The organism is Nocardioides sp., from assembly GCF_044226305.1.
Taxonomy (GTDB): Bacteria; Actinomycetota; Actinomycetes; order Propionibacteriales; family Nocardioidaceae; genus Nocardioides.
In genome coordinates this window covers 1-21,903 of sequence record NZ_JBGAHF010000005.1, presented here as the reverse complement: position 1 = coordinate 21,903, position 21,903 = coordinate 1, and the positions used below count along the sequence as shown (strand labels likewise).

Below are 21,903 nucleotides of genomic sequence, written 5' to 3'. Positions count from 1 at the left end.
GAGCGTCTCGGCTCAACCGGCGATCCGGGCGAGCAGGTCGAGCTGGCGGGCCCAGGCGTCGGAGTCCGGGTCGACGACGGTGAAGTGGTCCCCCTCGACCTCGACGAGGTGGGCGGTCGCGCCGGCGGAGCGGGCCGCGTCGACGTAGGCACGCGACTGGCTGATCGGCACCACGTCGTCCTCGCGGCCGTGCACGCACCAGACCGGCACGCCGAGCGGGACCATCCGGATCGGGTCGACACCCGCGTCGGCGGGCCCGGGCGGGTGGCCGAGGAAGCGCTCGACCGCGCCGCCGCCGAGCCCCTCGTCGTACGCCGAGCGCAGGTCGAGCACGCCGGCCTGGCTCACGACGTGGGTCAGCCCGCCGCCCGCGGCTGCCCAGATGGCCAGGTGTCCCCCGGCGGAGTGCCCGACGCCGACGACCACGTCGGCCCCCATCGGGAGGGCGTCGACCGCGGCGCGCACGTCGCCGAGGGTGTCGGCCGCGCCGGTGCCGCGCCGGTACTCGACGGCCCAGGTCGCCCAGCCGGCCGCGACCAGGCTCGGGACGAGCGGGCGGGCGTACTCGATGCCGTACTCCGGCTTCCAGAAGCCGCCGTGCACCAGCACCGCGACCCCGCGCGGGTCGCCCGCCGGCAGCGTCAGCTCCGCGAACTGGGCCGGGTGCTCGCCGTACGCGTGCCGGCCCTCCCGCGGTCCGCTCACCGGCCGGTCCTCCTCACGCCCGCACGCCGCGAGCGCGACGAGCCCGCCCAGCGCGGGCAGGGAGAGCAGGGTACGACGGCGCACACCCACTGTTCGTAGCGGATCGTCCCCGGGGCGGGTCGGTCAGGCGAGCGCCGACGGCAGGGTCGCCGTCCAGGCGGCGCGCAGCTCGTCCAGCGGGACCTCGAGCTGGCCGTCCACGGCGAGCGCCGCGCCCCCGGTGACGCCGAGCGCGGCGATCGGGACCCCGTGCCGCTCGGCCAGCTCGACCAGCCGCTCCGCGTCGCCGTCGGGGACGGTGACCAGCACCCGGCCGGTCGACTCGCTGAACAGGCCGACGAACGGGTCGCCCGGCACCGCGACCGAGACGCCGACGTCGTGCCGCAGCGCGCCCTCGACCAGCGCCTGGGCCAGCCCGCCCTCGGAGAGGTCGTGCGCGGAGGTGACCAGGCCGACCCCCTCACGGAGCAGCTCCGCCAGCCGGCGCTCGGCCTCGAGGTCGAGCCGCGGCGGCAGCCCGCCGAGGTGGCCGTGCACGACGTGCGCCCACTCGGAGCCGGACAGCTCCTCGCGGGTCTCGCCGAGCAGGAACACCCGCTCGCCCGCGGCCGACCAGGCCGACGGCGTCCGGCGGGTGACGTCGTCGATCACGCCGAGGACCGCGACCACCGGGGTCGGCAGGATCGCGGTCTCCCCGGTCTGGTTGTAGAGGCTGACGTTGCCGCCGGTCACCGGGATGCCGAGCTCGGCGCACGCGTCCTTGAGCCCCCGGCAGGCCTCGGCGAACTGCCACATCACGGCCGGGTCCTCCGGCGAGCCGAAGTTGAGGCAGTCCGAGACCGCCAGCGGGGTCGCGCCGCCGGTGGCGACGTTGCGGTAGGCCTCGGCCAGCGCGAGCTGCGCGCCGGCGTACGGGTCGAGCAGCGCGTAGCGCCCGTTGCAGTCGGTCGACACCGCGACGCCGAGGTCGGTCTCCTCGTCGACGCGGATCATCCCGCTGTCGCTGGGCTGCGCGAGGACGGTGTTGCCGCGCACGTAGCGGTCGTACTGGTCGGTGATCCAGGACTTGTCGCAGAGGTTCGGGCTGGCCGCGAGGGTGAGCAGCGTCTTGCGCAGGTCGTCGCCGGTCGCCGGGCGCGGGAGGGTCTCCGCGCCGTCGGCCTGGACGTCGTCCTGCCACTCGGGGCGGTCGAACGGACGCTGGTAGGTCGGCCCGTCGTGCGCCACCGACCGCGGCGGTACGTCGACGACGCGCTCGCCGTGCCAGTCGATGTGCAGCCGCCCGGTGTCGGTGACCTCGCCGACGACGACGGCCTCGACGTCCCACTTCTCGCAGATCGCCATGAACGCGGCGACGTCGCCGGGCTCGACGACGGCCATCATCCGCTCCTGCGACTCGCTCATGAGGATCTCCTCGGGGGCGAGCGTGGAGTCGCGCAGCGGCACCCGGTCGAGCTCGACGTGCATGCCGCCGTCGCCCGCGGACGCGAGCTCGGAGGTCGCGCACGACAGCCCCGCGCCGCCGAGGTCCTGGATGCCGGCGACCAGGTCGGCGGCGAAGATCTCGAGCGTGCACTCGATGAGCAGCTTCTCCATGAACGGGTCGCCGACCTGCACGCTGGGCCGCTTGGCGGGCCCGTCCGCGTCGAAGGTCTCCGACGCCAGCACCGAGACCCCGCCGATGCCGTCGCCGCCGGTGCGGGCGCCGTAGAGGATCACCTTGTTGCCGACGCCGCTCGCCTTGGCGAGGTGCAGGTCCTCGTGCCGCAGCACGCCGACGCACAGCGCGTTGACCAGCGGGTTGCCGAGGTAGGTCGGGTCGAACACCGCCTCGCCGCCGATGTTGGGCAGGCCGAGGCAGTTGCCGTAGCCGCCCACGCCGGCGACGATCCCGGGCAGCACCCGGTGGGTGTCGTCGGCGTCGAGCGGGCCGAACCGCAGCGGGTCCATCACCGCGACCGGCCGGGCCCCCATCGCGAGGATGTCGCGGACGATGCCGCCGACCCCGGTCGCCGCACCCTGGTACGGCTCGACGTACGACGGGTGGTTGTGCGACTCGATCTTGAACGTGACGGCGTAGCCCTGGCCGATGTCGATGACGCCGGCGTTCTCGCCGATGCCGGCCAGCATCTTGCCGGCCGGGGTCTCCTGGGCCAGCTCGCCGAACTGCTTGAGGTGCACCTTGGAGCTCTTGTAGGAGCAGTGCTCGCTCCACATGACCGAGTACATCGCCAGCTCCGAGCTGGTCGGGCGGCGGCCGAGGATCTCGCGGATGCGCTGGTACTCGTCGGCCTTGAGACCGAGGTCGGCCCACGGCTGGTCTCGCTCGGGATCCTGGGCGGCGACGGCGACGGTGTCCAGCACGCGGCCAATCTACCGGCGGACGGCGCAGCCCTTGACCAGGTGTCCGTCGTCGACCGCGGTGACGTCGAGCCCGAAGGCGGCGGCGAGGCCGGCGACGCCGGTCACCTGCCGGAACCGGGGGCTGGCCACGGTGATGGTCATCGCCCCGCCCCGGACGGCCATCGCGTTGCGGAGCCGGACGAAGACGCTCAGCCCGCCGGCGTCGACGAAGGTGACGTCGGAGACGTCGACCACGAAGTCCTCGAAGCCGTCGAAGACGGCGTCGTCGACCTGGCGACGCACCTGGCCGGCGGTGAACGCGTCGAGCTCGCCACTGACGGCGAGGTCGGCATGGTCGTCGTGCTGGGTGAGCAGTGAGGTGAACTCCATGGGCCGTCCCTGGGATAACTCGTCTCGTCAAACCGGGAACGGAGACGCCGTGGCGGCGGGTCACGAGTAACTCTCGGCTGTCCACCACTGTACGCCGGACCCACCGCCACGAGCACACCCGCACGGGGGGGCTCGTCCCGAGGGCGTTGACCGCGCCTGCACGCGAAACTAGTGTCACTTCTACTGCCAGTTGTTTCGAGAACGGATCCGCCATGACCTCCGACCCGGCCCACCCGCCGTACGGCACCGTCGACCACGAGTACGCCGTCCGCCTGGCGACGACTCCCGCGGCCGAGGACGGCCCGGTGTGGATGATCAACCTGATGAAGTACCGCGACCGCGCGGAGTACCTCGACGGGCGCGAGACGACCCTCACCGGCCGCGAGGCCGACGACGCCTACGCCCCGGTCGACGTGCTGGAGGCGATCGGGGCCGAGGTCGTCTTCTTCGGGGACGTCGAGCACCAGCTGCTCGGCGACGCGCCGCGCTGGGACCGGGTCGCCGTCGTGAAGTACCCGACCCGCCGCTCGTTCATCGAGATGCAGGCCCGCCCCGACTTCCGCGAGCGGTACGTGCACAAGGAGGCCGGGATGGAGCAGACCTTCGTCATCGGCGCCCAGCCGTTCGCGCCGCCCGAGATCCCGATCGAGCAGCCCGACTGGGCCGACGTGCCGTTCCCCTCGACCGCCGAGGACGGCGACGTCATGGTCATCCACGTGATCCGCTTCAACGGCGGTCCCGCTCGGGGTCCGCCTCGCCGGGTGGTTCGCCGTCGAGGGCACGATCGTCGGCGACGGCCGGAGCTGGGACCAGGTGCGGTTCAACCACTTCCCCAGCCTCGAGGCCTTCATGACGCTGGCCCTGCACCCGGACCGGGTGGCGCCGCACCGCGACCACCGCGAGGTGGCGATCGCCGACACCTACACGCTGGTGGTCCGGCCGCTCGTCAACCGGATCGCTGAGTCGATCGGCTGAGTCGATCGGCTGAGCCGATCCGCTAGGCCGGCTTCAGCAGCCCGTCGGCGACGACCTCGAGCATCGGGCGCACGGCGTCCGCGTCGAGGTCGGACTGGTCGGCGACCGAGGCGATGCCGCCCACGAGGCGGCAGACCTGGACCGTCTCGACGCCGTCGCGGAGCGTCCCGTCCGCACGCAGCCGGTCGATGATCCGGTCGTTCGCGGCGGTGAGCACCTGGCACTTGGTGCGGATCGGGGAGTCGGGGTCGTCCATCGCCGAGGTGATCTTGGCGGGACCGCCCTTGTGCTGGCTGATGAGGGCGACGTACTCCTGGAACCAGTTCACCAGCAGGTCGCGGTCCGCGCCCTCGTAGGTGAGCGCCTTGTCGGCGGTGTCGGTGACCTTGTCGACCCACGACTGCATGATCGCGTCGAGGAGGTTCTCGCGCTTCGGGAAGTGCCGGTACAGGGTGCCGGGCCCGACGCCGGCCCGCTTCGCGACCTCGTCGAGCGAGGCGTCGTACCCCTGCTCGCGGAAGACCTCGCGGGCGACCTCGACGATCCGGTCGTAGTTGCGCCTGGCATCGGCACGCACGTTCTGTGGTCCTTCGGTCGGGTCGTCGGTCGGGTCGTCGGAGAAAGGGGCTTGCTAAACGGAGACTGTCTCCGTATTGTTCTCCAGGAAGCGGAGTCATCCTCCGGATCTACTGTACCTCGGCCCGTCGGGCCAGAACAGGACCTCACCCACATGTCCCTGAACGCCACCTCCCTCCCCGCCCGCCAGCCGGGTCGGGAGCTGCCGAGCGAGCTGCCGCCGAACGCCGGCCGCGCAGCAGCCGGCGTCGCGATCGTCCTGGTCGCGCAGCTGATGATCGTCCTCGACGCCACCGTCGTGAACGTCGCCCTCCCCCGCATCGACGACGACCTGGGCTTCGGCCCCGCGTCGCTGTCGTGGGTCCTCAACGCCTACACGCTCGCCTTCGGCGGTCTGCTGCTGCTCGGCGGCCGGCTCGGTGACGTCTTCGGCCGGCTCAAGGTCTTCGAGATCGGCCTGGCCGTCTTCACCCTGGGCTCCGCCCTCGGCGGGCTCGCCCAGACGCCCGGCCAGCTCGTCGCCGCCCGCACCTTCCAGGGCGTCGGCGCCGCACTCGCGGCCCCGAGCGTCCTCGCCCTGCTCACCACGAGCGCGCCCGACGAGGCGGCCCGCAACCGCGCGCTCGCGCTCTTCGGCGCGGTCTCCTCGGGCGGCGCGTCGATCGGCCTGATCCTCGGCGGGCTCCTGACCGACGTCGGCTCCTGGCGGTGGACGCTGTTCATCAACGTGCCCATCGGCCTCGCCGTGATCCTGCTCGCGCCGCGCTTCGTCACCGAGACGCCGCGCCGCCCGGGGCGGTTCGACGTCGTCGGTGCGCTGACCGCCACCGGCGGGGCCGTCGCCCTCGTGTGGACGCTGATCGGTACGCCGGAGCACGGCTGGGTCTCGACCCGGACCGTCGTCGGGTTCGCCGTGGGCGTCGCGCTGCTGGCAGTGCTGGCGCGCACCGAGCTGCGGCACCCGCACCCGCTGGTCCAGCCCCGGCTGGTCCGCGACCGCAACCGCGTCGGCGCCCTGGCCGTGATGGCCCTGCTGCTCGGCGCGAACCTGTCGATGTTCTTCCTGGTCGTGCAGTACGTCCAGGGCGTGCTCGGCTTCGGGCCGCTGATGGCCGGCGTCGCGTTCCTGCCGTTCAGCCTGGGCATCTTCGCCACCTCGCGGGTGACCCCGGCCCTGATCGGCCGGGTCGGCCCGCGGGCGATGATGCTGGCCGGCACCGGCACGCTCGCGCTGGCCTACGCGTGGCTCAGCACGATCGGCACCGGCGACACCTACCTGGCGGCGGTCTTCGGGCCGATGGCGCTGGCCGGCATCGCGTCCGCGCTGACGTTCATGCCGGTGACGGTGATCGTGCTCTCGGGCGTCGAGCCCGAGCACGCCGGTTCCGCGTCGGGGCTGCTGCAGACCACGCAGCAGCTCGGCGGGGCCGTCGGGGTGGGTGTGATCGTGTCGGTCTACGCCACCGGCGCGGTGCCGGGCCAGCTGGTCCCGGGCATGGCCGCCGCCTTCCTCACCTCCGCCACCTTCGCCGCCCTCGCCCTGGTGGTCACCGCGCTGGTGATCCGCACCCGGCGACCGGCGACGGCCGAGGCCGGCGCCGCGGGCGACGAGCTCGTCGAGGCGGTGGCCGCCGAGGCGGCCTGAACCCCGGCCCGGCCCTCGGATCAGCCGGCGCCCGCCACCGGGGGGGCCGGCTGCTCCGTCTCCAGGTCGGCGGCGACCGCCGTCAGGTCGGGCGTGGGCGTCCACGCGTAGCCGTCCCACCACCAGTGGCCGTCGGTGCTCACCAGCGGGACGCCCTCGACGGGGTCGAGGTGGAAGTGCGGCACCAGTCCGAGGAACGGCTGGGTGCTCCAGGTGTCGGTCATGATCGTCTCCCCCCAGGATCGATCCCGGTCGCTCAGGTCGACCGGTCCGCCCAGCGTGCGCCGCCCGCCGACGACCGCGGGCGGAGTTGAGCAAACCTTGCAAGTCGGGCGCCAGCGAACTACACGTCTGTAGTTACCCGGAACTGCTGTTACTGGTGTGATTCCTGAGGTTATGGTGACGTCGCCTCACCCGAGGCAGCCTCCTCTTCCCCGTGCCAGGAGACCGCCATGCCAGCCTCCGTCCGCGCCCTGTGGCGCCGCACGATCGCCGTCCTCGCCGGCGGGGCCCTCGCCGGCGCCCTGCTCGCGACGACGACGGCCGACGGCCCCGCGGCCGCCGGTGAGAGCGCGCGCGGACCCGCGGCCGCGAACCCCGTCACGCCCGGCGACTTCACCGGCTACGGCTTCGACCAGTGCCTCGCCCCGAGCCAGGCGGCGATGGACCGCTGGCTCCAGAGCTCGCCGTTCCTGGCGGTGGGCGTCTACATGTCCGGCGCCTCGCGCGCCTGCCGCAACCAGCCGGAGCTGACCGCGGCCTGGGTCCGGACGCAGCTGCGGCACGGCTGGCGGATCCTGCCGATCACCCTCGGTCCGCAGGCGTCCTGCCAGCCGCGCTTCCCGCGGTACGGCGACGACCCCACCATCATCCCCAAGCCCGGCGCCGACGGCCGTTACGGCAAGGCGCGCAAGCAGGGCAGCGCCGAGGCCGCGACCAGCGTGGCCGCCGCGAAGTCCCTCGGCATCGTCGAGGGGAGCACCCTCTACTACGACCTCGAGGGCTTCGACCTGCGCGACACCCGCTGCCGCGAGTCCGCGCTGGCGTTCCTCAGCAGCTGGACGTGGCGGATCCACCAGCTCGGCTACCTCTCGGGCGTCTACTCGAGCGCCGGCTCGGGCATCAAGATGCTCGACGACGCCCGCCACAACGGCCGCAGCGACATCGTCCTGCCCGACCAGATCTGGATCGCCCGCTGGGACGGCCGCGCCAACACCGAGACCGAGGCGCAGTACCTCCGCGCCGACGGCTGGCGCCCGCACGCCCGCATCAAGCAGTACCAGGGCGGCCACGACGAGCGCTGGGGCGGCGTCACGATCAACATCGACCGCAACTACCTCGACGTCGGCAAGGGGTCGTACGCCGTCCCCGAGACCCACTGCGAGGGCGTGCACATCGGCTTCGGCACCTACCCCACCATCGCTCCGGCGACCGGCAGCGTGACCGCGCCGCCGTCCCGGGTCCGGGCACTGCAGTGCCTGCTGCAGGAGCAGGGCCTCTTCGGCGGGCGGATCTCCGGCGTCTACAACGCCCGGACCCAGGACGCCGCCCAGGCCTTCCAGGCCAAGCGCGGGTTCCCGGTCTCGACGACCTGGAGCCGGCGCAACTGGATGTCGCTGCTCGTCGCGGGCGACCGGCCCGTGGTCAAGTACGGCTCGGCCGGACCGGCCGTCCGCCGGGTCCAGCGCGCGCTCAACGCCATCACCGACCGGGCCACCCCCCTCCGGGCGACCGGCGTCTTCGACGCGACGACCACCATCGCCGTCAAGGCCTGGCAGAAGTCGGTCGGGATCGAGCAGTCCGGCGTGGTCGGGTCGGTGAGCTGGAAGGCGTTCGCGGCCGGCCAGCGGCGGTAGTCCCTGACGTTCTGGCCCCGGATCGGGCGTTGTGGGGGCCGAAAGGCCAGGGACTATCCCCCTGACGACGTTCCGGGCGGTCGGGGCGGGTGCCCGGTCCGGGCCGCGCGGATCAGCCGGCGGGCGGACCGGCGAGGAGGGCGAGACCGGTGAGCGCGGCGACCGCGAGCACGCCGGTCGCGGCCCCGTGCAGCGGCTTGCGGACCAGCCACCCGGCGACGGCGTCGAGCCGGCCGGCCGGCGCCGCCGAGCGCAGCCGCCAGGTGGGCGCGAGGAGGCCGCGCCGCTCGGCGTACCGGTCGAAGAGGACGGTCGCGAACGGCGGGACGGACGAGGCCAGCCCGAGCAGCGCCCGGCCGCGCGACCAGCGCTGGTCGACGGCGACGAGGAGGGTCGTGAGGCAGTAGGCGATGAACACGACGCCGTGCAGCATCCCGAAGACGCGCACCCCGAGCTCGGTGGTGCCGGTGACGTACTTGAGGACCATGCCGAGCAGCAGCAGGCACCAGGTGACGGCCTCGGCGATCGCGACCCGGCGGAAGAGGAGGAGCGGGCTCACGCCAGGACGGCCGCGGCCAGGCTGGTGAAGAACCCGAGGCCGTCGGTGCCGGCGCCCGTGAGCGCCTCGACCGCGTGCTCGGGGTGCGGCATCAGCCCGACCACGTTGCCGCGGTCGTTGGTGATGCCGGCGATGTCGCGCATCGAGCCGTTCGGGTTGTCGTCGAGGTAGCGCGCCACGACCCGGCCCTCGCCCTCGAGCCGGTCGAGGGTCTCGGTGTCGGCGACGAACCCGCCCTCGCCGTTCTTGAGGACGATGGTGACCTCGGCGCCGTCGTCGTACGCCGAGGTCCACGGGGTGCGGTTGTTCTCGATGCGGAGCCGCTGGTCGCGGCAGACGAACTTGCGGTGGTCGTTGCGGATCAGCGCACCCGGCAGCAGGTGGGACTCGCACAGGATCTGGAAGCCGTTGCAGATGCCGAGCACCGGCAGGCCGCGGCCGGCGGCCTCGACCACCTCGGTCATCACGGGGGCGAACCGCGAGATGGCCCCGCAGCGCAGGTAGTCGCCGTACGAGAAGCCGCCCGGCAGCACCACCGCGTCGACCCCCTGGAGGTCGTGGTCGCCGTGCCACAGCGGCACCGCCTCGTGGCCGCCGATCCGGACGGCGCGCTGGGCGTCGACGTCGTCGAGGGAGCCCGGGAAGGTGACGACGCCGACCCTCACGGGAGGGTCTCCACGGCGGCGGGGACGGTCTCGACCGAGACGGTGTAGTCCTCGATGACCGGGTTGGAGAGCAGGGTCGCGGCCATCTGCCGGACCTGCTCGAGCACCTCGTCGGTGAGCTCGCCGTCGATCTCGAGCTCGAACCGCTTGCCCTGGCGCACGTCGCTCACCCCGGTGAAGCCGAGGCGCGGCAGCGCGCCGAGCACGGCCTTGCCCTGGGGATCGAGGATCTCGGGCTTGGGCATGACGTCGACGACTACGCGAGGCACGGCGGTCAGCCTATCGGGCGGTACGGCGCGCGCGACGCCCCGGCGTACGGGTGGCTGCGGCAGACTGGCCGCATGAGCCTGCCCTCCGGCAACCCCGCCATGAACCCGCTGCGGTTGCAGTACCCGCAGTCCCTCGCCGTGTACGACGACTACGCCGCTGCCCAGAAGGCCGTGGACTTCCTCAGCGACAACAAGTTCCCGGTCGAGCACCTGATGATCGTCGGGACCGACCTGAAGCGGGTCGAGCGGATCACCGGGCGGCTGACCTGGGGACGGGTGGCGCTCGGCGGCATCCTGTCCGGCCTGTGGCTGGGCCTGTTCGTGGGGCTGATCTTCTCGTTCTTCGTCGACGAGGACGTGCTCGCGATGATCCTGTCGACGATCCTGCTCGGCGCGCTCTTCGGGCTGGTGTGGGCGCTGTTGGGCTACGCGCTCACCCGCGGGCAGCGGGACTTCTCCTCGGTGACCCAGGTCGTGGCCACCCGCTACGAGGTGCTCGTCGAGCACAAGGTCGCCGCTCAGGCCCGCGAGGTCCTCGCCGGGCTCCCCGGGCCGGCCGACGAAACTCGCGGGTGGACGACGAAGCTTCGTCGTCCCGGAGCGGAATTCGTCGGCCGGCCGATGAAACTCGCCACCCCCCGGAGTCGGAGCCGACATGACCTTCACGACCGCCCACATCTCCGTCTCGCTCGACGGGTACGTCGCCGGGCCGGACCAGAGCTTCGACGACCCGCTCGGTCGCGGCGGGATGGCGCTCCACCGCTGGCACCTCGGGTCCGACCAGCACGAGGTCGACGCCCGCTGGAGCGACCGGATCCTGCGGTCCGGCAGCACCTACGTCATGGGGCGCAACATGTTCGGCCCGGTGCGCGGGGAGTGGGACAGCTGGCCGGAGCCGTGGCGGGGCTGGTGGGGCGAGGAGCCGCCGTACCACGCGCCGGTCTTCGTGCTCACCCACCACGAGCACGAGCCGATCGAGATGCAGGGCGGGACGACCTTCCACTTCGTCACCGGCGGCTTCGCCGAGGCGCTGCGCCTGGCCCGGGAGGCGGGGGACGGCGACGTCTCGGTCGCCGGCGGCGCCTCGACCGTGCGCCAGGCGATCGCGGCGGGCGAGCTCGACGAGCTCACCCTCGACATCGCCCCGGTCGTGCTCGGCGCGGGTGAGCGGCTCTTCGACGGCACCACGCTGCCCACGCTGGAGCTGGTCGAGACCGAGGGCTCGGAGCTCGCCACGCACGTGCGCTACCGGGTGGGGTGAGCGCACGACCTGCTGTCAGGCGCCTTGCGTGACCGGGTAGATCTCGTCGGCCTCGAGGCCGTGCGCCTCACGGTGCACCCGGGCGGCCGTCTCGGCGTCCGGGGCGTCGACCAGGCAGAAGATCTTCCCGTGGGCCTCGTCGACCCAGTAGTGCTTGTAGTCGACGCCGTAGGTGGCCTGCAGGTCCAGGTCCTTCGCGTGGGCGCCGGCGACGTCCTCGGCGCTGACGCCGCCGTCCAGGTGGTGGACGTCCATGAACAGTCCCATGACTGACCTCCTCAGGAGGCCGCGACGGACGCGCCAGGGGTGTCCGGCGCGCCGCCGGCCTCGACCGACCACGCTCGTCCGCGCACCCGGGGAAGTCCATGGCCCGATCAGGCCCCGGGGACCTGCGCACGCAGCCCGGGCGAACCCCAGGTCATCCCGCCAGCGCCGACCCGGCACCCCGGGCGCGCACCCCGGGCGCGCAACCCGGGCGCTCACCCCAGCGGCGCCCCGGCGCTAGGAGAGCTCGCGCTTCAGGATCTTGCCGGTGGACGTCATCGGGAGGGCGTCGACGAACTGCACGATCCGCGGGTACTTGTAGCCGGCCATCTGCTCCTTGCCCCAGGCGACCAGCTCGTCCTCGGTGAGCGCGGCGCCGGGGTTGCGGATGACGACCGCCTTGATCTCCTCGCCGTGGCTCTCGTCGGGGACCCCGATGACGGCGGCCAGCGAGACGTCGGGGTGGGTCATCAGGACCTCCTCGACCTCACGCGGGTACACGTTGTAGCCGCCGCGGATGATCATGTCCTTGGACCGGTCGACGATGTAGTACCAGCCGTCCTCGTCCCGCCGGGCCAGGTCGCCGGAGCGGAACCAGCCGTCGCGGATCGCCTCGGCGGTCGCCTCGGGCCGGGCGTAGTAGCCCTTCATCACGTTGTGGCCCTTGATCGCGATCTCGCCGATCGCGTCGCCGCCCTCGACCTCGGCCCACTCCGGCGAGGCGGGGTCGATCAGCTTCATCTCCACGCCCGGGACCGGGGTGCCGATCGAGCCGACCCGCACCGGCTCGCCGTACCGCGAGAAGGACGCGACCGGCGAGGTCTCCGAGAGCCCGTACCCCTCGAGGATGGTGACGCCGAAGCGCTTCTCGAACTCGCGGTGCACCTCGACCGGCAGGGCGGCGCCACCGGCGACCGCCACGCGCAGGTTGGCGGCGAGCTCGGAGACGTCGATGTCGTGCTCGTCGGAGAGCGCACCCAGCAGGCCCCAGTACATCGTCGGGACGCCGGCGAAGAAGGTGATCCCCTCCCGGAGCATCAGGTGCAGCGCGGCGTGCGCCTCGAACCGCGGCAGCATGACGACCGTGCCACCGAAGGCGAACGCGCCGTTCTGGCACACGGTCTGGCCGAAGGAGTGGAACAGCGGCAGCACGCACAGGAACGTGTCGGGCCGGTCGGCGCTCGCGCCGAAGAGCTCGACGCCCAGCAGGGCGTTGTCGCGCATGTTGCGGTGCCGCAGCTCGGCACCCTTGGGCTGTCCGGTGGTGCCGGAGGTGTAGAGGATGACCGCGGTGTCGTCCTCGTCGGTCGCGATGCTCTCGAAGGTCGCGGGCTGGCCGCCCATCGCCTGCGCCATCGTCTCCACGCCGTCGATCGGGGACGGCGACGCGAGGTCGGCGGTGATCACGAAGAAGTGCTCGCAGCCGTCGACCTGGGAGAACCCGGTGTGCCCGGCCTCGCCCATCGGCAGCTCCGGGGTGCCCTCGAAGCAGAAGTAGGCCTTCGCGTCGGAGTCGCCGAGGTGGTAGGCGACCTCGCGGCCCTTGAGGAGCACGTTGAGCGGCACGACGGTCGCACCGGCCTTGAGGATCCCGAAGTAGACGACGGTGAAGTAGGGCAGGTTCGGGCAGGTCAGCGCGACCTTGTCGCCGGGCCGGATGCCGCGGGAGACGAGCAGGTTGGCGACCATGTTCGCGAACGCGTCCACCTCGGCGTACGAGAGCCGGGTGGCCTCGCCGTCGGGACGGGGCAGCACGACGGCGGTGCGCTCGGGGTACTTCTGCGCGCTCTCCTCGAGCAGCGTCGCCAGGTTGTACGTCGTCACGGTGTGGCCTCCATCACTCGGGTCTCGCGGCCAACCTACTCACCGGTCACGAGCGGCGCGACAGGACCTCCGCCGCCCGGCGCAGGTCGGACCGCACGGCCGGCACGCTCGCCGCGGTGAAGGCACGGCCGACCGGTCCGAGCATCCGCACCCGGAAGCCGAACGCCACGTCGCAGCCGCCCGGCGTGGCGGTGAACCTCAGCTCGAGGTCCGCGGTCACGCCGTGCCAGCTCCCCGACTCCGCCCAGCGGGCGGGCCGCTCGAAGACGGTGGTCCGCATCAGCGGGCGCAGCCCGGGCTTGGTCACGTCGACCCAGTGCTGGCCGACCCCCACATCGCCGGCCACGTGGTCCACGCGGCGCAGCGAGGACTGCCACTCGGCGCGGTTCGCGGGGTCGACGAGGTAGTCGAAGGCGACGTCGGGCGCGACCGGGAAGGCCACCGTGCCGCCGGGCATCCCGCCCACGCCGTTCAGAACCGCTCCCCGGTCAGCAGCTCGTAGGCCTCCACGTAGCGGCTGCGGGTGCGCTCGACGACCTCTGGTGGCAGGGGCGGCGGCGCCTCGCCGGAGGCCCGGTCCCAGCCGGACTCCGGCGACAGCGCCCAGTTGCGCACGATCTGCTTGTCGTACGACGGCTGCGCCTGTCCCGGGCGCCACTGGTCGGCCGGCCAGAACCGGGAGGAGTCCGGGGTCAGCACCTCGTCGCCGAGCACCGTGGTGCCGTCGGGCCGGGCGCCGAACTCGAGCTTGGTGTCGGCCAGGATGATGCCGCGCTCGCGGGCGACCGCCTCCGCCCGGCCGTAGACGGCGAGGGTGAGGTCCCGCAGCTCGGCGGCCCGCTCCGCACCGACGGTCGTCGCGACCGCGTCGTAGGAGACGTTCTCGTCGTGCTCGCCGAGCTCGGCCTTGGTGGCCGGCGTGAAGACCGGCTCCGGCAGCCGGCTGCCGTCCTCGAGGCCGGCCGGCAGGGCGATCCCGCACACCTCGCCGGACGCGCGGTAGTCGAGGAGTCCCGATCCGGTGAGGTAGCCCCGGGCGACGCACTCGACCGGGTACATGGCCAGCCGCTCGCACACCACGGCCCGGCCCCGCACCTGCTCCGGCACGTCGGTCGAGACCACGTGGTTGGGCACCAGGTCCGCCAGCTGCCGGAACCACCACAGCGACATCCGGGTGAGGATCTCGCCCTTGTCCGGGATGGTCGTGTCGAGCACGAAGTCGAAGATCGAGATCCGGTCGCTGGCGACCATGAGCAGGTCCCCGCTCGCCAGCTCGTAGAGGTCGCGCACCTTGCCGCTGTGCAGGTGCGAGGCACCCGCGATGACGGGGGCCGCCGGGATGTTGAGGTCGGGCACGGTCCCACTCTAGGGAGGAGGGTTTCCCTCCTTCCCCTATCGGGTTACTTTGGTTTCGTGACGCGGACGCCCCAGCCGGACTTCCTCATCGTCGGCGCCCCGAAGGCGGGGACGACGGCCCTGCACGCCGCGCTCGCCCAGCACCCCGAGGTCTTCATGACCCAGCCGAAGGAGCCGAAGTACTGGCTCTGCGACGGCGCCCCGCCGCCGGCGTGGCGCGGCCCGGGCGACGCGCACTCCCAGCAGGAGTGGACCTGGCGGGCCGAGGAGTACGCCGCCCTGTTCGCCGAGGCGCCCGCCGGCAGCATCCGCGGCGAGAGCACCCCGTTCTACCTGTGGAGCCGCGGCGCCCACCGACGGATCGCCGAGGCGCTGCCGGACGTGCGGCTGGTCGCGGTCGTGCGCGACCCGATCGACCGTGCCTACTCGAACTGGATGCACCTGTGGTCCGACGGCCTCGAGCAGGTGCCGGACTTCGAGGAGGCCTTCGCGCTCCAGGACGCGCGGGTGCACGCCGGCTGGGCGCCGTTCTGGCGCTACCGCGAGCTCGGGATGTACGGCGAGCAGCTCGAGCACCTCTTCCAGTACGTCGACCGCTCGCGGGTGCTGGTGCTGCGCTACCGCGACGTCGTGGACGACCCGCGCGGCACGGTCGACCGGACCTGCCGGTTCCTCGGCATCTCCCCCGGCGTCATCGCCTCGATCCCGCGCGACAACGCCCGCTCGTACGTCGAGCCCGGCTGGCGCCCGCGGGTGCTCGGCCCGGCGGTCCGCGCCGGCGCCTGGGCCGGGCAGTTCGTGCGCCCGGAGGTCTGGCGCCGGGCGAGCGCACCGCTGGTCAGCCGGCTGGCCGGGCCCCAGGCGGGACCCCGCCCGCACCTCGACCCCGGTCAGCGGGAGCGGCTGGTGCCGACCTTCGACCGCGACATCGCGCTGCTCTCCCGGCTGACCGGCGAGGACTTCTCCGACTGGCTCTCGACCACCAGCCGCGGCGCGTTCGACCAGCGGCGCACCTCGGCCTGAGCTCGGCTCAGCCGACGACGGTGACCAGGTCGTGCGCGCCGTCGGCGCGGGCAGCCTCGACGTAGAAGCGGGTCCGACCGTCGGGCAGCGAGACGGCGGAGGCGTAGCGCCACGCGCCGTCGGAGAACGGCGAGGCGACCGGGTCCTCGTCGTCGGCGACCAGACGGATCCCGTCCCAGCGCGCCACCCCGGTGGTCTCGTGCCAGTTGGACTCGGCGTCCGGGCGGCCGTCGTAGAGGACGGTCAGCGGCTGCTGCGCGACCACGGTCGTCACCCGGGCGCCCCGGGCGTCCCAGCGGCCGGCCCGGCCGGCGAGCACCTCCCCGTGGTCCTCCCAGGCGAGCCCGTCGAGGCTGGTGAGCAGCCGGGTGGTCATCCGATCCTCCGCGCCGGCCTCGGTGAGCGGGTGGCAGCACAGCCACATCCGCCAGCCCTCCTGCCCAGCCACGACCGTCCGCTCGACCACCGGGTCCTTGACCGCCACCCGGTCGTCGCCGGGGAGGACGACCTGCCGCACGCCGTCGGCCAGGCCCTCGGGGGTCGCGGCGGTGAGGCTGTCCACCCACCAGTGCTTGGAGCCCGGCGTCGCGCAGGAGAGGTAGAGCCGCCAGCCGACGCCCGGGACCGGCACCAGGACCGGCCGCTCGAAGGACTCGCACCCGAACGCGTCGCGGTGCACCTCGGCGACCTGCTCGAAGACCACCCCGTCGGCGGACCGCGCGACCACGACCGTGACCCCGCGACCCTCGGACAGCGGCCGGCGGACCCGGTAGGTCAGCCAGAAGGTGCCGTCGACGAGGACCGCGCTCGCCGCGCCCGCCCAGTTGCCGGGGCCGGCGCTCGGCGCGGGCACCACGACCCGGACGCCGTCGTCGTACGACGGGATCGGCGGCAGCGTCTCGACGGTCATGCGCCCCAGCATAGTCCACTGGTCCAGTCGACTATGGAGGTCGACGGCGCGGCCCGGCCCGGACGAACCCGGGCGAACCCGGCCGAACCGCAGGTGCGGTCGGCGCCGCGCCGCTAGGGTCGCGCCATGACGGAGCCGGCCCCGCACCCCGACTTCGGTGCGGTCGCGGCCGAGCCGCCCGCGGAGTCGCTGGCGCACGAGAACGAGCTCGTCGAGCACATCGCGCACGAGCACGACTTCCCCGACCAGCCCTCGGAGCACCCGGTCGACGAGCAGCTCGAGGGTCTCCTCGACCCGGCCGTGCTGCGCGCGGAGATCGACCCGCCGGCCTGACCGGCCTCAGGTACGGCGCCACGGGGCCGGACGCCCCTGCAGCCACCACTCCATCCGCCGGGTGATCCACGGCAGCGCCGCGTAGGTCATCACGGGGGTCATCACCAGCACGACGGCCAGCACCCGCAGCGGCAGCGACCAGGACGCGATGGTGTGCCCGGCCGCCCAGTTGGCCAGCACGCTCAGCGGGTAGAAGACGAGGAAGATCACCACCGCCTGCTTCCACCGGGGCGGGGCCGGTGCCGACGGCCGGAGGTCCTGGACGTCACGGGCGACCGGCGGGTCGAACCAGCCCTCGATGCCGGTGCGCCGCTCGACGCGGGACTCCCCGACCAGGCCCTGCGCCGCGCCCAGCCACCAGGCCCGCTGCGGCGACGCCTCCCAGGTGGCCAGCGAGCCCTCGTCGGCGAACCGGTAGAGCATGTGCCACTCGTCGGAGTCGGGAGCGGGGCGCACCCACCCGGAGCCGAGGAACCCCTCGAAGCGGGTGGCGAGCGCCGACCCCGCGCGGATCCACGCGAGCATCTCGTCGCCGTGGCCGGACGCGACGGTCCGCGTGATGGAGACGGTGACGGGGACACCCATGACCGTGATCCTTGGGGGCCGCCGACCCGGCGTGCAAGTCGGGTTTGGCAGAGTGACGCCATGCCGGAGTCTGCAGCGGAGATGTACGCGCGAGTCCTCGCCTCGGGGGAGGGCGGTCGCCTGTCCGCTCCCGAGATGAGCACCTGGGACGTGTTCCCGTGGGAGTCGGTCGACGGGGCCGTCGTCCCCAAGGTCCTCCAGGAGCCGGGCGCCGAGCAGCCGCGCGCCGGCGAGGACGGCGGGGCCGACTGCGGGTTCTGCGCCGGCACCCTGCCGACCGACACGGTCTGGGAGGACGAGCGCTGGGTGCTCACCACCTCGGCCGAGCCGACCGGCCTGCCGCTGGTCCTGACCCTGTGGACCCGTGAGCACGTCGACGTCGGCGGGCTCGACGACGACCACGCCTCCGAGCTCGGCCGGATCTCCAGCCGGCTGGTCCGGATCATCGAGTCCCTGCCCGGGATCGGCCGCGTGCACGTCAACCGCTGGGGCGACGGCAGCGCCCACACCCACGTCTGGTTCTTCGCCCGGCCCGAGGGGTTCGCGCAGATCAAGGGGTCCTACGCCGTCGAGTGGGACGACGTCCTGCCGCCGGTCCCGGACGACGTCCGCCGCGCCGACCTGCACGCCGTCGCCACCAAGCTCGCGAACTGGGGCGGGCACGCCCGGATCTGAGGCAGTCGTCGGCCGGGGTGGTGCGCCGGGCTGCCGGTTTCCCCGGTTCTCCGGGGAAACCATCACTTCGGGGCCGAAACTTCACCCCCGAAGTCCAGGGATTGCCCCCGGAGTCGGGCCCGCCGGGTCAGGAGCGCACGCGGAACGACGTCGCGCCGACGTCCGCGGCCTCGCGGACGTCGACGCGCTCGACCCGCGCCCACGACGGGCCCTCGTGGCACCAGCGCACGAACGCCGCCACCGCCTCCGGCGGCCCCTCGGCGTGCGCGGTGACCGTGCCGTCGGGCTCGTTGCGCACCCAGCCGGTCACGCCGACGCGGGCGGCCTCCTGCTCGGCGTACGCACGGAACGAGACGCCCTGGACCCGGCCGGTCACCGTGAGGTCGACCGCCCGCCTGCTCGCGGGGTGCATGCCCCCATCCTGCCGCGGGAACCATGACCGGGTGACGGAGGAGCCGCTGGCCACGAGGGAGCGCGCGGCCGGCCAGGAGGAGCAGCCCCATCCCCGGCGCTGGCGGATCCTCGCGGTGTCCCTGGTGATCGGCTTCATGGCGCTGCTCGACGTCACGATCGTCAACGTCGCGATCCCGTCGATCCGGACCGGGCTGCACACGAGCGCCGCGACGGTGCAGTGGGTGGTCTCGGGCTACGCGCTGGCCTTCGGGCTGACGCTGGTGACCGGCGGCCGGCTCGGCGACGCCTACGGCCGGCGCCGGATGATGCTCATCGGGCTGACCGGCTTCATCGTCGCGAGCGCCGGGGTGGGCTTGGCCCCGACCGCCCTGTGGGTCGTGGTCGGCCGGCTGGTGCAGGGCGCCAGCGCCGGGCTGCTGACGCCGCAGAACTCCGGGCTGATCCAGCAGCTGTTCCGGGGGCCGGAGCGGGCCCGCGCGTTCGGGCTCTTCGGCCTCGTGGTGTCGATCAGCTCGGCCACCGGACCGGTGCTCGGCGGCCTGATCATCGCGGCGTTCGGCGAGGAGCACGGCTGGCGCTACATCTTCCTCGTCAACGTGCCGATCGGGCTCGCGGCGATGGTCGCGGTCGCCCGGATGGTGCCGGAGCGGCCGCGCGAGCTGCGCGAGACCGGCGTCCGGCTGGACCTGCTGGGCGCGGCGCTGCTGGGCGGCGCGGTGCTGTGCGTCCTGCTGCCCACCGTGGCCGCCGAGGGCGGCGGCCGGCTGCCGCTGCTGCTCCTGCTCGGCGCCGTACCCCTCGGCATCGCGTTCGTACGACGGGAGCACGGACTGGTGCGCACCGGGGGCGCACCCCTGCTCGACGTCGGCCTGCTGCGACAGACGCCCGGCTACGCCAACGGCGTGGCGGTCGGGACGCTGTACTTCACCGGCTTCACCGGGTTCTTCCTCGTGCTGTCGGTCTACTACCAGGAGCAGCTCGGGCTCTCGGCGCTGGCGGCGGGTCTGCTGATGTGCCCGTTCGCCGCCGGCTCCGCGATCACCGCACCGCTGTCGGGGCGGGTCGTCTCGACCCTGCACCGCCGGGTCACCGTGCTGGCGCTCGTGGTGATGATGACCGGCGTCCTGCTGGTCGCCCTGCTCGTGCCCGAGGCCGGCAGCGGGACGCTGTGGATGGTGGCGGTGCCGGCGTCCTTCCTCGCGGGGCTCGGCGGGGGCGGCGTGGTCTCCCCCAACATGACGCTCTCGCTCGAGGACGTGCCGCCCCGGATGGGCGGGGCCGCCGGCGGCGCGCTCCAGACCGGCCAGCGCATCGGCGCCTCCATCGGCGCCGCCCTCTCGATGACGGTCTTCCAGCTCACCCTCGCCGCCCACGGCGCCGGCGCCGCGCTCCGCGCCGCACTGCTCACCGGCCTGGTGCTGCTGTGCGCGGCGCTGGCGATGGCGGTGCGGGCGCTGCGGGACGACCCGGCCCGCGGCCGGTAGCGGACGCTAGGGCTGGCAGCTCTGCTGCCACCCCGGCGGCACCCGGCCGGCGTCCATGTCGTCGACCATCGACCAGATCCACTCGGGCCAGTCGCCGCGGTCGTTCATCTCGTCCAGCACCGGCCACCGGTACGCCGTCTCCATCACGCCGACCGCCTCCTGGAGCGCGAACTCGTCGCCGGTGCGCTTCGCCTCGGCGAACTGCCCCACCCACGCGCAGGCCACCTGCCCGGTGACCTCGGCGCCGAGCTGGTAGGGGTCGGACTGGTCCGAGGTGATGGACGCCCGCGGGACGCCGGCGGGCAGGAGCGTGCCGGCCTTGGCCTCGATCCCGTCCAGGATCGCGTCGATCTGCGAGCTCCGCTCGGCGTTGCTGACGAAGCCGTCCGGCAGGGCCGCGTCGAACCCGTCGGCGTCCACGAGCCGCAGCTCACGGAGCAGGGCGACGTACTCCTGCTGGTCCATGCCGCTGCCCCGGACCTCGAGGTAGTGGCCGTGCTCGACCGGCCGGATCACCGTGTGGTCGTCGGCGGAGTAGGCCCACATGCTGCCGCGCAGCCCGAGCACGTCGACCGGCGTGCCGTCGGACGGTGGGTCGGTGATGTGGCGGCGGTCGTCGTACCGGCTGTCGTAGTCCGAGGCGGGGTACCAGTCGATCTCGAGCGTCCGGTCGCCCTGGGCGTAGCCGATCTCGCCGGTCTCGTAGGTCGGGTCCGTGTAGGCGCTCTCGAGCGTCCACCCGTCGGCCTCGAGGACGGCGCGGTAGGCGCCGTCCGGCCCGGCCGGCGCGCCGGCCTGCGCACCGCCGCCCGCGACCGGCGTCGACTCCGGGTCGGGGCCGCCGGAGCTCGCCCACCAGGCGGAGCCGGCGGCGAGCGCGGCCACGGTCGCAGCCGCGGCGACGGGCGCGAGCCAGCTGTGCCGGCGGCGGGTCTCGGGGGCGGCGACGGGACGGTCGTCGAGCGCGGGGCTGCGCATGATCTCCTCCAGGAGCTCGGCCCGCCCGTGGTGCAGCGGCAGGTCGGCGACGGCGTCGTCGGTGAGCTTCGGGTTCACGGCTGCTCCTTCCGGGTGAGCTGCGGGTGTCTGGTGGAGTGATGTCCGGGTGGCTCGGGATCGTTGCCGAGCAGGTCGCGCAGCCGGGCCCGGGCCCGCGAGAGCCGCGGCCGCACCACCACGGAGGCGAGGCCGAGCACCTCGGCGATCTCGCGCGGCTCGAGGCCCTCCCACAGGTGCAGCTCGAGCACCTCCTGGTCGCGAGCGCTGAGCCGTCGCATCGCCGCGGTCACGTCGGCGCGCTGCACCACGTCGTCGCTCGCGTCGGGGACCGTCGCCGCCAGCTCACGACGGAGCCGGTCGCCGAGGGAGGAGCGCCGCCGGTCGCCGCGACGGTGGTTGGCCAGCACGCGGCGCGCGACGCCGTACAGCCAGGGTCGGGTCTCCTCGCCGGTCGGGACGTGGGCCAGCCGGCGCCACACGACCAGGAAGGTGTCCGCGGTGACGTCGGCGGCGTCCTCGGGCCGGTCGGTGCGCCGCAGCGCGAACCCGAGGACCGCGTCGAAGTGGGCGGCGTACAGCCGCCGGAAGTCGTCCTCGCGCCCCGAGCTCATGCCCTGCTCATGTCCGGCACCCGTCCCGGCGTTGCAGGACTTCTAGATGTACCCGGCCGGGACGTTGGTAGCGGTCCTGGCCGTTGACGTGAAAGAGAACCTCCGGGTGGGGTGTGGCTTGTCTAAGGCCCACATCCACCCGGAGGTTCCATGTCTCACGGTAGTGCGCGGCTGACCGTCT

Annotated in this window: 25 protein-coding genes and 1 pseudogene; 9 read left to right on the top strand and 17 right to left on the bottom strand. The window is 73.4% G+C overall.

The window, feature by feature from the left end:
• Positions 1 to 12: 12 nt before the first annotated feature.
• The 3 genes from ACILQ5_RS06750 to ACILQ5_RS06740 are packed head-to-tail and all read right to left on the bottom strand — an operon-like array spanning position 13 to position 3,438.
• A complete protein-coding gene (locus ACILQ5_RS06750) occupies positions 13 to 789 on the bottom strand; it encodes an alpha/beta hydrolase family protein (RefSeq protein WP_395657213.1) in 777 nt (258 codons plus the stop codon).
• 39 nt (positions 790 to 828) lie between these two features.
• Positions 829 to 3,069, bottom strand: coding sequence for a phosphoribosylformylglycinamidine synthase subunit PurL (gene purL, locus ACILQ5_RS06745; protein ID WP_395657212.1), 2,241 nt, complete (start codon positions 3,067 to 3,069; stop codon positions 829 to 831).
• 9 nt (positions 3,070 to 3,078) lie between these two features.
• The gene (locus ACILQ5_RS06740; RefSeq protein ID WP_395657211.1) at positions 3,079 to 3,438 is read right to left on the bottom strand and encodes an STAS domain-containing protein; all 360 of its coding nucleotides are present in this window, start codon (positions 3,436 to 3,438) and stop codon (positions 3,079 to 3,081) included.
• Positions 3,439 to 3,650: 212 nt separating this feature from the next.
• Here ACILQ5_RS06740 and ACILQ5_RS06735 point away from each other — a divergent pair, with 212 nt between their 5' ends.
• The gene (locus ACILQ5_RS06735; RefSeq protein ID WP_395657210.1) at positions 3,651 to 4,400 is read left to right on the top strand and encodes a hypothetical protein; all 750 of its coding nucleotides are present in this window, start codon (positions 3,651 to 3,653) and stop codon (positions 4,398 to 4,400) included.
• Between the two features lie 35 nt (positions 4,401 to 4,435).
• On the opposite strand, the gene ACILQ5_RS06730 is transcribed toward ACILQ5_RS06735, so the two are convergent.
• Positions 4,436 to 4,990, bottom strand: coding sequence for a TetR/AcrR family transcriptional regulator (locus ACILQ5_RS06730; protein ID WP_395657209.1), 555 nt, complete (start codon positions 4,988 to 4,990; stop codon positions 4,436 to 4,438).
• 153 nt (positions 4,991 to 5,143) lie between these two features.
• On the opposite strand from ACILQ5_RS06730, the gene ACILQ5_RS06725 reads away from it, so the two are divergent.
• Complete coding sequence (locus tag ACILQ5_RS06725) at positions 5,144 to 6,634, top strand: MFS transporter (protein WP_395657208.1); 1,491 nt, start codon at positions 5,144 to 5,146, stop codon at positions 6,632 to 6,634.
• Positions 6,635 to 6,654: 20 nt separating this feature from the next.
• Here the strand turns inward: ACILQ5_RS06725 and ACILQ5_RS06720 are convergent, their stop codons facing one another.
• Positions 6,655 to 6,858, bottom strand: coding sequence for a hypothetical protein (locus tag ACILQ5_RS06720; protein ID WP_395657207.1), 204 nt, complete (start codon positions 6,856 to 6,858; stop codon positions 6,655 to 6,657).
• A 228-nt stretch (positions 6,859 to 7,086) separates the two neighbouring features.
• On the opposite strand from ACILQ5_RS06720, the gene ACILQ5_RS06715 reads away from it, so the two are divergent.
• The gene (locus tag ACILQ5_RS06715) at positions 7,087 to 8,490 is read left to right on the top strand and encodes a glycoside hydrolase domain-containing protein (protein ID WP_395657206.1); all 1,404 of its coding nucleotides are present in this window, start codon (positions 7,087 to 7,089) and stop codon (positions 8,488 to 8,490) included.
• A gap of 112 nt (positions 8,491 to 8,602) precedes the next feature.
• On the opposite strand, the gene ACILQ5_RS06710 is transcribed toward ACILQ5_RS06715, so the two are convergent.
• The 3 genes from ACILQ5_RS06710 to purS are packed head-to-tail and all read right to left on the bottom strand — an operon-like array spanning position 8,603 to position 9,983.
• Positions 8,603 to 9,049, bottom strand: coding sequence for a DUF3817 domain-containing protein (locus tag ACILQ5_RS06710; RefSeq protein ID WP_395657205.1), 447 nt, complete (start codon positions 9,047 to 9,049; stop codon positions 8,603 to 8,605).
• A complete protein-coding gene (purQ, locus tag ACILQ5_RS06705) occupies positions 9,046 to 9,714 on the bottom strand; it encodes a phosphoribosylformylglycinamidine synthase subunit PurQ (protein WP_395657204.1) in 669 nt (222 codons plus the stop codon). Before purQ ends, ACILQ5_RS06710 begins: the two co-directional genes overlap by 4 nt.
• Positions 9,711 to 9,983 carry a phosphoribosylformylglycinamidine synthase subunit PurS gene (purS, locus tag ACILQ5_RS06700; RefSeq protein ID WP_395657415.1) on the bottom strand — a complete coding sequence of 91 codons (273 nt, stop codon included), beginning with the start codon at positions 9,981 to 9,983 and terminating at the stop codon, positions 9,711 to 9,713. The genes purQ and purS overlap by 4 nt, the downstream gene beginning before the upstream one ends.
• Before the next feature lie 72 nt (positions 9,984 to 10,055).
• On the opposite strand from purS, the pseudogene ACILQ5_RS06695 reads away from it, so the two are divergent.
• Together ACILQ5_RS06695 and ACILQ5_RS06690 are read left to right on the top strand one after the other, a co-directional pair.
• Positions 10,056 to 10,532: pseudogene (locus ACILQ5_RS06695) on the top strand (general stress protein); the annotation flags it as partial.
• Between the two features lie 106 nt (positions 10,533 to 10,638).
• Entirely contained in the window at positions 10,639 to 11,244 is a 606-nt protein-coding gene (locus ACILQ5_RS06690; protein ID WP_395657203.1) for a dihydrofolate reductase family protein, read from the top strand.
• A 15-nt stretch (positions 11,245 to 11,259) separates the two neighbouring features.
• Here the strand turns inward: ACILQ5_RS06690 and ACILQ5_RS06685 are convergent, their stop codons facing one another.
• From ACILQ5_RS06685 to ACILQ5_RS06670, 4 genes are all read right to left on the bottom strand, one after another.
• Positions 11,260 to 11,511 (bottom strand): DUF4242 domain-containing protein, encoded by a 252-nt coding sequence (locus ACILQ5_RS06685; protein WP_395657202.1) that lies wholly within the window; start codon positions 11,509 to 11,511, stop codon positions 11,260 to 11,262.
• A gap of 234 nt (positions 11,512 to 11,745) precedes the next feature.
• Entirely contained in the window at positions 11,746 to 13,332 is a 1,587-nt protein-coding gene (locus ACILQ5_RS06680) for a long-chain fatty acid--CoA ligase (protein WP_395657201.1), read from the bottom strand.
• A 46-nt stretch (positions 13,333 to 13,378) separates the two neighbouring features.
• The gene (locus ACILQ5_RS06675; RefSeq protein WP_395657200.1) at positions 13,379 to 13,789 is read right to left on the bottom strand and encodes an SRPBCC family protein; all 411 of its coding nucleotides are present in this window, start codon (positions 13,787 to 13,789) and stop codon (positions 13,379 to 13,381) included.
• Positions 13,790 to 13,803: 14 nt separating this feature from the next.
• On the bottom strand, positions 13,804 to 14,688 hold the full coding sequence (locus tag ACILQ5_RS06670) for a phosphoribosylaminoimidazolesuccinocarboxamide synthase (RefSeq protein WP_395657199.1): 885 nt from the start codon (positions 14,686 to 14,688) through the stop codon (positions 13,804 to 13,806).
• A gap of 57 nt (positions 14,689 to 14,745) precedes the next feature.
• Between ACILQ5_RS06670 and ACILQ5_RS06665 the strand changes: the two genes are divergently transcribed.
• A complete protein-coding gene (locus ACILQ5_RS06665; RefSeq protein ID WP_395657198.1) occupies positions 14,746 to 15,711 on the top strand; it encodes a sulfotransferase family protein in 966 nt (321 codons plus the stop codon).
• 7 nt (positions 15,712 to 15,718) lie between these two features.
• Here ACILQ5_RS06665 and ACILQ5_RS06660 read toward each other — a convergent pair whose 3' ends face one another.
• Entirely contained in the window at positions 15,719 to 16,621 is a 903-nt protein-coding gene (locus tag ACILQ5_RS06660; RefSeq protein WP_395657197.1) for a hypothetical protein, read from the bottom strand.
• A 126-nt stretch (positions 16,622 to 16,747) separates the two neighbouring features.
• Here ACILQ5_RS06660 and ACILQ5_RS06655 point away from each other — a divergent pair, with 126 nt between their 5' ends.
• Entirely contained in the window at positions 16,748 to 16,954 is a 207-nt protein-coding gene (locus ACILQ5_RS06655) for a hypothetical protein (protein WP_395657196.1), read from the top strand.
• Between the two features lie 6 nt (positions 16,955 to 16,960).
• Here the strand turns inward: ACILQ5_RS06655 and ACILQ5_RS06650 are convergent, their stop codons facing one another.
• Positions 16,961 to 17,539 carry an antibiotic biosynthesis monooxygenase gene (locus ACILQ5_RS06650; RefSeq protein WP_395657195.1) on the bottom strand — a complete coding sequence of 193 codons (579 nt, stop codon included), beginning with the start codon at positions 17,537 to 17,539 and terminating at the stop codon, positions 16,961 to 16,963.
• Between the two features lie 60 nt (positions 17,540 to 17,599).
• Between ACILQ5_RS06650 and ACILQ5_RS06645 the strand changes: the two genes are divergently transcribed.
• Entirely contained in the window at positions 17,600 to 18,214 is a 615-nt protein-coding gene (locus ACILQ5_RS06645; RefSeq protein ID WP_395657194.1) for a hypothetical protein, read from the top strand.
• A 127-nt stretch (positions 18,215 to 18,341) separates the two neighbouring features.
• Here ACILQ5_RS06645 and ACILQ5_RS06640 read toward each other — a convergent pair whose 3' ends face one another.
• The gene (locus ACILQ5_RS06640) at positions 18,342 to 18,626 is read right to left on the bottom strand and encodes an acylphosphatase (RefSeq protein ID WP_395657193.1); all 285 of its coding nucleotides are present in this window, start codon (positions 18,624 to 18,626) and stop codon (positions 18,342 to 18,344) included.
• Between the two features lie 31 nt (positions 18,627 to 18,657).
• On the opposite strand from ACILQ5_RS06640, the gene ACILQ5_RS06635 reads away from it, so the two are divergent.
• Positions 18,658 to 20,112 carry an MFS transporter gene (locus ACILQ5_RS06635; protein ID WP_395657192.1) on the top strand — a complete coding sequence of 485 codons (1,455 nt, stop codon included), beginning with the start codon at positions 18,658 to 18,660 and terminating at the stop codon, positions 20,110 to 20,112.
• Positions 20,113 to 20,118: 6 nt separating this feature from the next.
• Here the strand turns inward: ACILQ5_RS06635 and ACILQ5_RS06630 are convergent, their stop codons facing one another.
• Both ACILQ5_RS06630 and ACILQ5_RS06625 read right to left on the bottom strand, forming a co-directional pair.
• On the bottom strand, positions 20,119 to 21,168 hold the full coding sequence (locus tag ACILQ5_RS06630; RefSeq protein ID WP_395657191.1) for a hypothetical protein: 1,050 nt from the start codon (positions 21,166 to 21,168) through the stop codon (positions 20,119 to 20,121).
• Positions 21,165 to 21,722, bottom strand: a complete 558-nt coding sequence (locus tag ACILQ5_RS06625; protein WP_395657190.1) for an RNA polymerase sigma factor — start codon at positions 21,720 to 21,722, stop codon at positions 21,165 to 21,167. The genes ACILQ5_RS06630 and ACILQ5_RS06625 overlap by 4 nt, the downstream gene beginning before the upstream one ends.
• Positions 21,723 to 21,903: the final 181 nt, after the last annotated feature.

Bases quoted from the DNA above. Each gene is read 5' to 3' on its own strand.
- ACILQ5_RS06625 (WP_395657190.1), bottom strand. From the start codon at position 21,722: ATGAGCTCGGGGCGCGAGGACGACTTCCGGCGGCTGTACGCCGCCCAC.
- ACILQ5_RS06740 (WP_395657211.1), bottom strand. From the start codon at position 3,438: ATGGAGTTCACCTCACTGCTCACCCAGCACGACGACCATGCCGACCTC.
- ACILQ5_RS06655 (WP_395657196.1), top strand. From the start codon at position 16,748: ATGACGGAGCCGGCCCCGCACCCCGACTTCGGTGCGGTCGCGGCCGAG.
- ACILQ5_RS06640 (WP_395657193.1), bottom strand. From the start codon at position 18,626: ATGCACCCCGCGAGCAGGCGGGCGGTCGACCTCACGGTGACCGGCCGG.
- ACILQ5_RS06735 (WP_395657210.1), top strand. From the start codon at position 3,651: ATGACCTCCGACCCGGCCCACCCGCCGTACGGCACCGTCGACCACGAG.
- ACILQ5_RS06720 (WP_395657207.1), bottom strand. From the start codon at position 6,858: ATGACCGACACCTGGAGCACCCAGCCGTTCCTCGGACTGGTGCCGCAC.
- ACILQ5_RS06675 (WP_395657200.1), bottom strand. From the start codon at position 13,789: ATGCCCGGCGGCACGGTGGCCTTCCCGGTCGCGCCCGACGTCGCCTTC.
- ACILQ5_RS06725 (WP_395657208.1), top strand. From the start codon at position 5,144: ATGTCCCTGAACGCCACCTCCCTCCCCGCCCGCCAGCCGGGTCGGGAG.
- ACILQ5_RS06650 (WP_395657195.1), bottom strand. From the start codon at position 17,539: ATGGGTGTCCCCGTCACCGTCTCCATCACGCGGACCGTCGCGTCCGGC.
- ACILQ5_RS06685 (WP_395657202.1), bottom strand. From the start codon at position 11,511: ATGGGACTGTTCATGGACGTCCACCACCTGGACGGCGGCGTCAGCGCC.
- ACILQ5_RS06660 (WP_395657197.1), bottom strand. From the start codon at position 16,621: ATGACCGTCGAGACGCTGCCGCCGATCCCGTCGTACGACGACGGCGTC.
- ACILQ5_RS06645 (WP_395657194.1), top strand. From the start codon at position 17,600: ATGCCGGAGTCTGCAGCGGAGATGTACGCGCGAGTCCTCGCCTCGGGG.
- ACILQ5_RS06690 (WP_395657203.1), top strand. From the start codon at position 10,639: ATGACCTTCACGACCGCCCACATCTCCGTCTCGCTCGACGGGTACGTC.
- ACILQ5_RS06715 (WP_395657206.1), top strand. From the start codon at position 7,087: ATGCCAGCCTCCGTCCGCGCCCTGTGGCGCCGCACGATCGCCGTCCTC.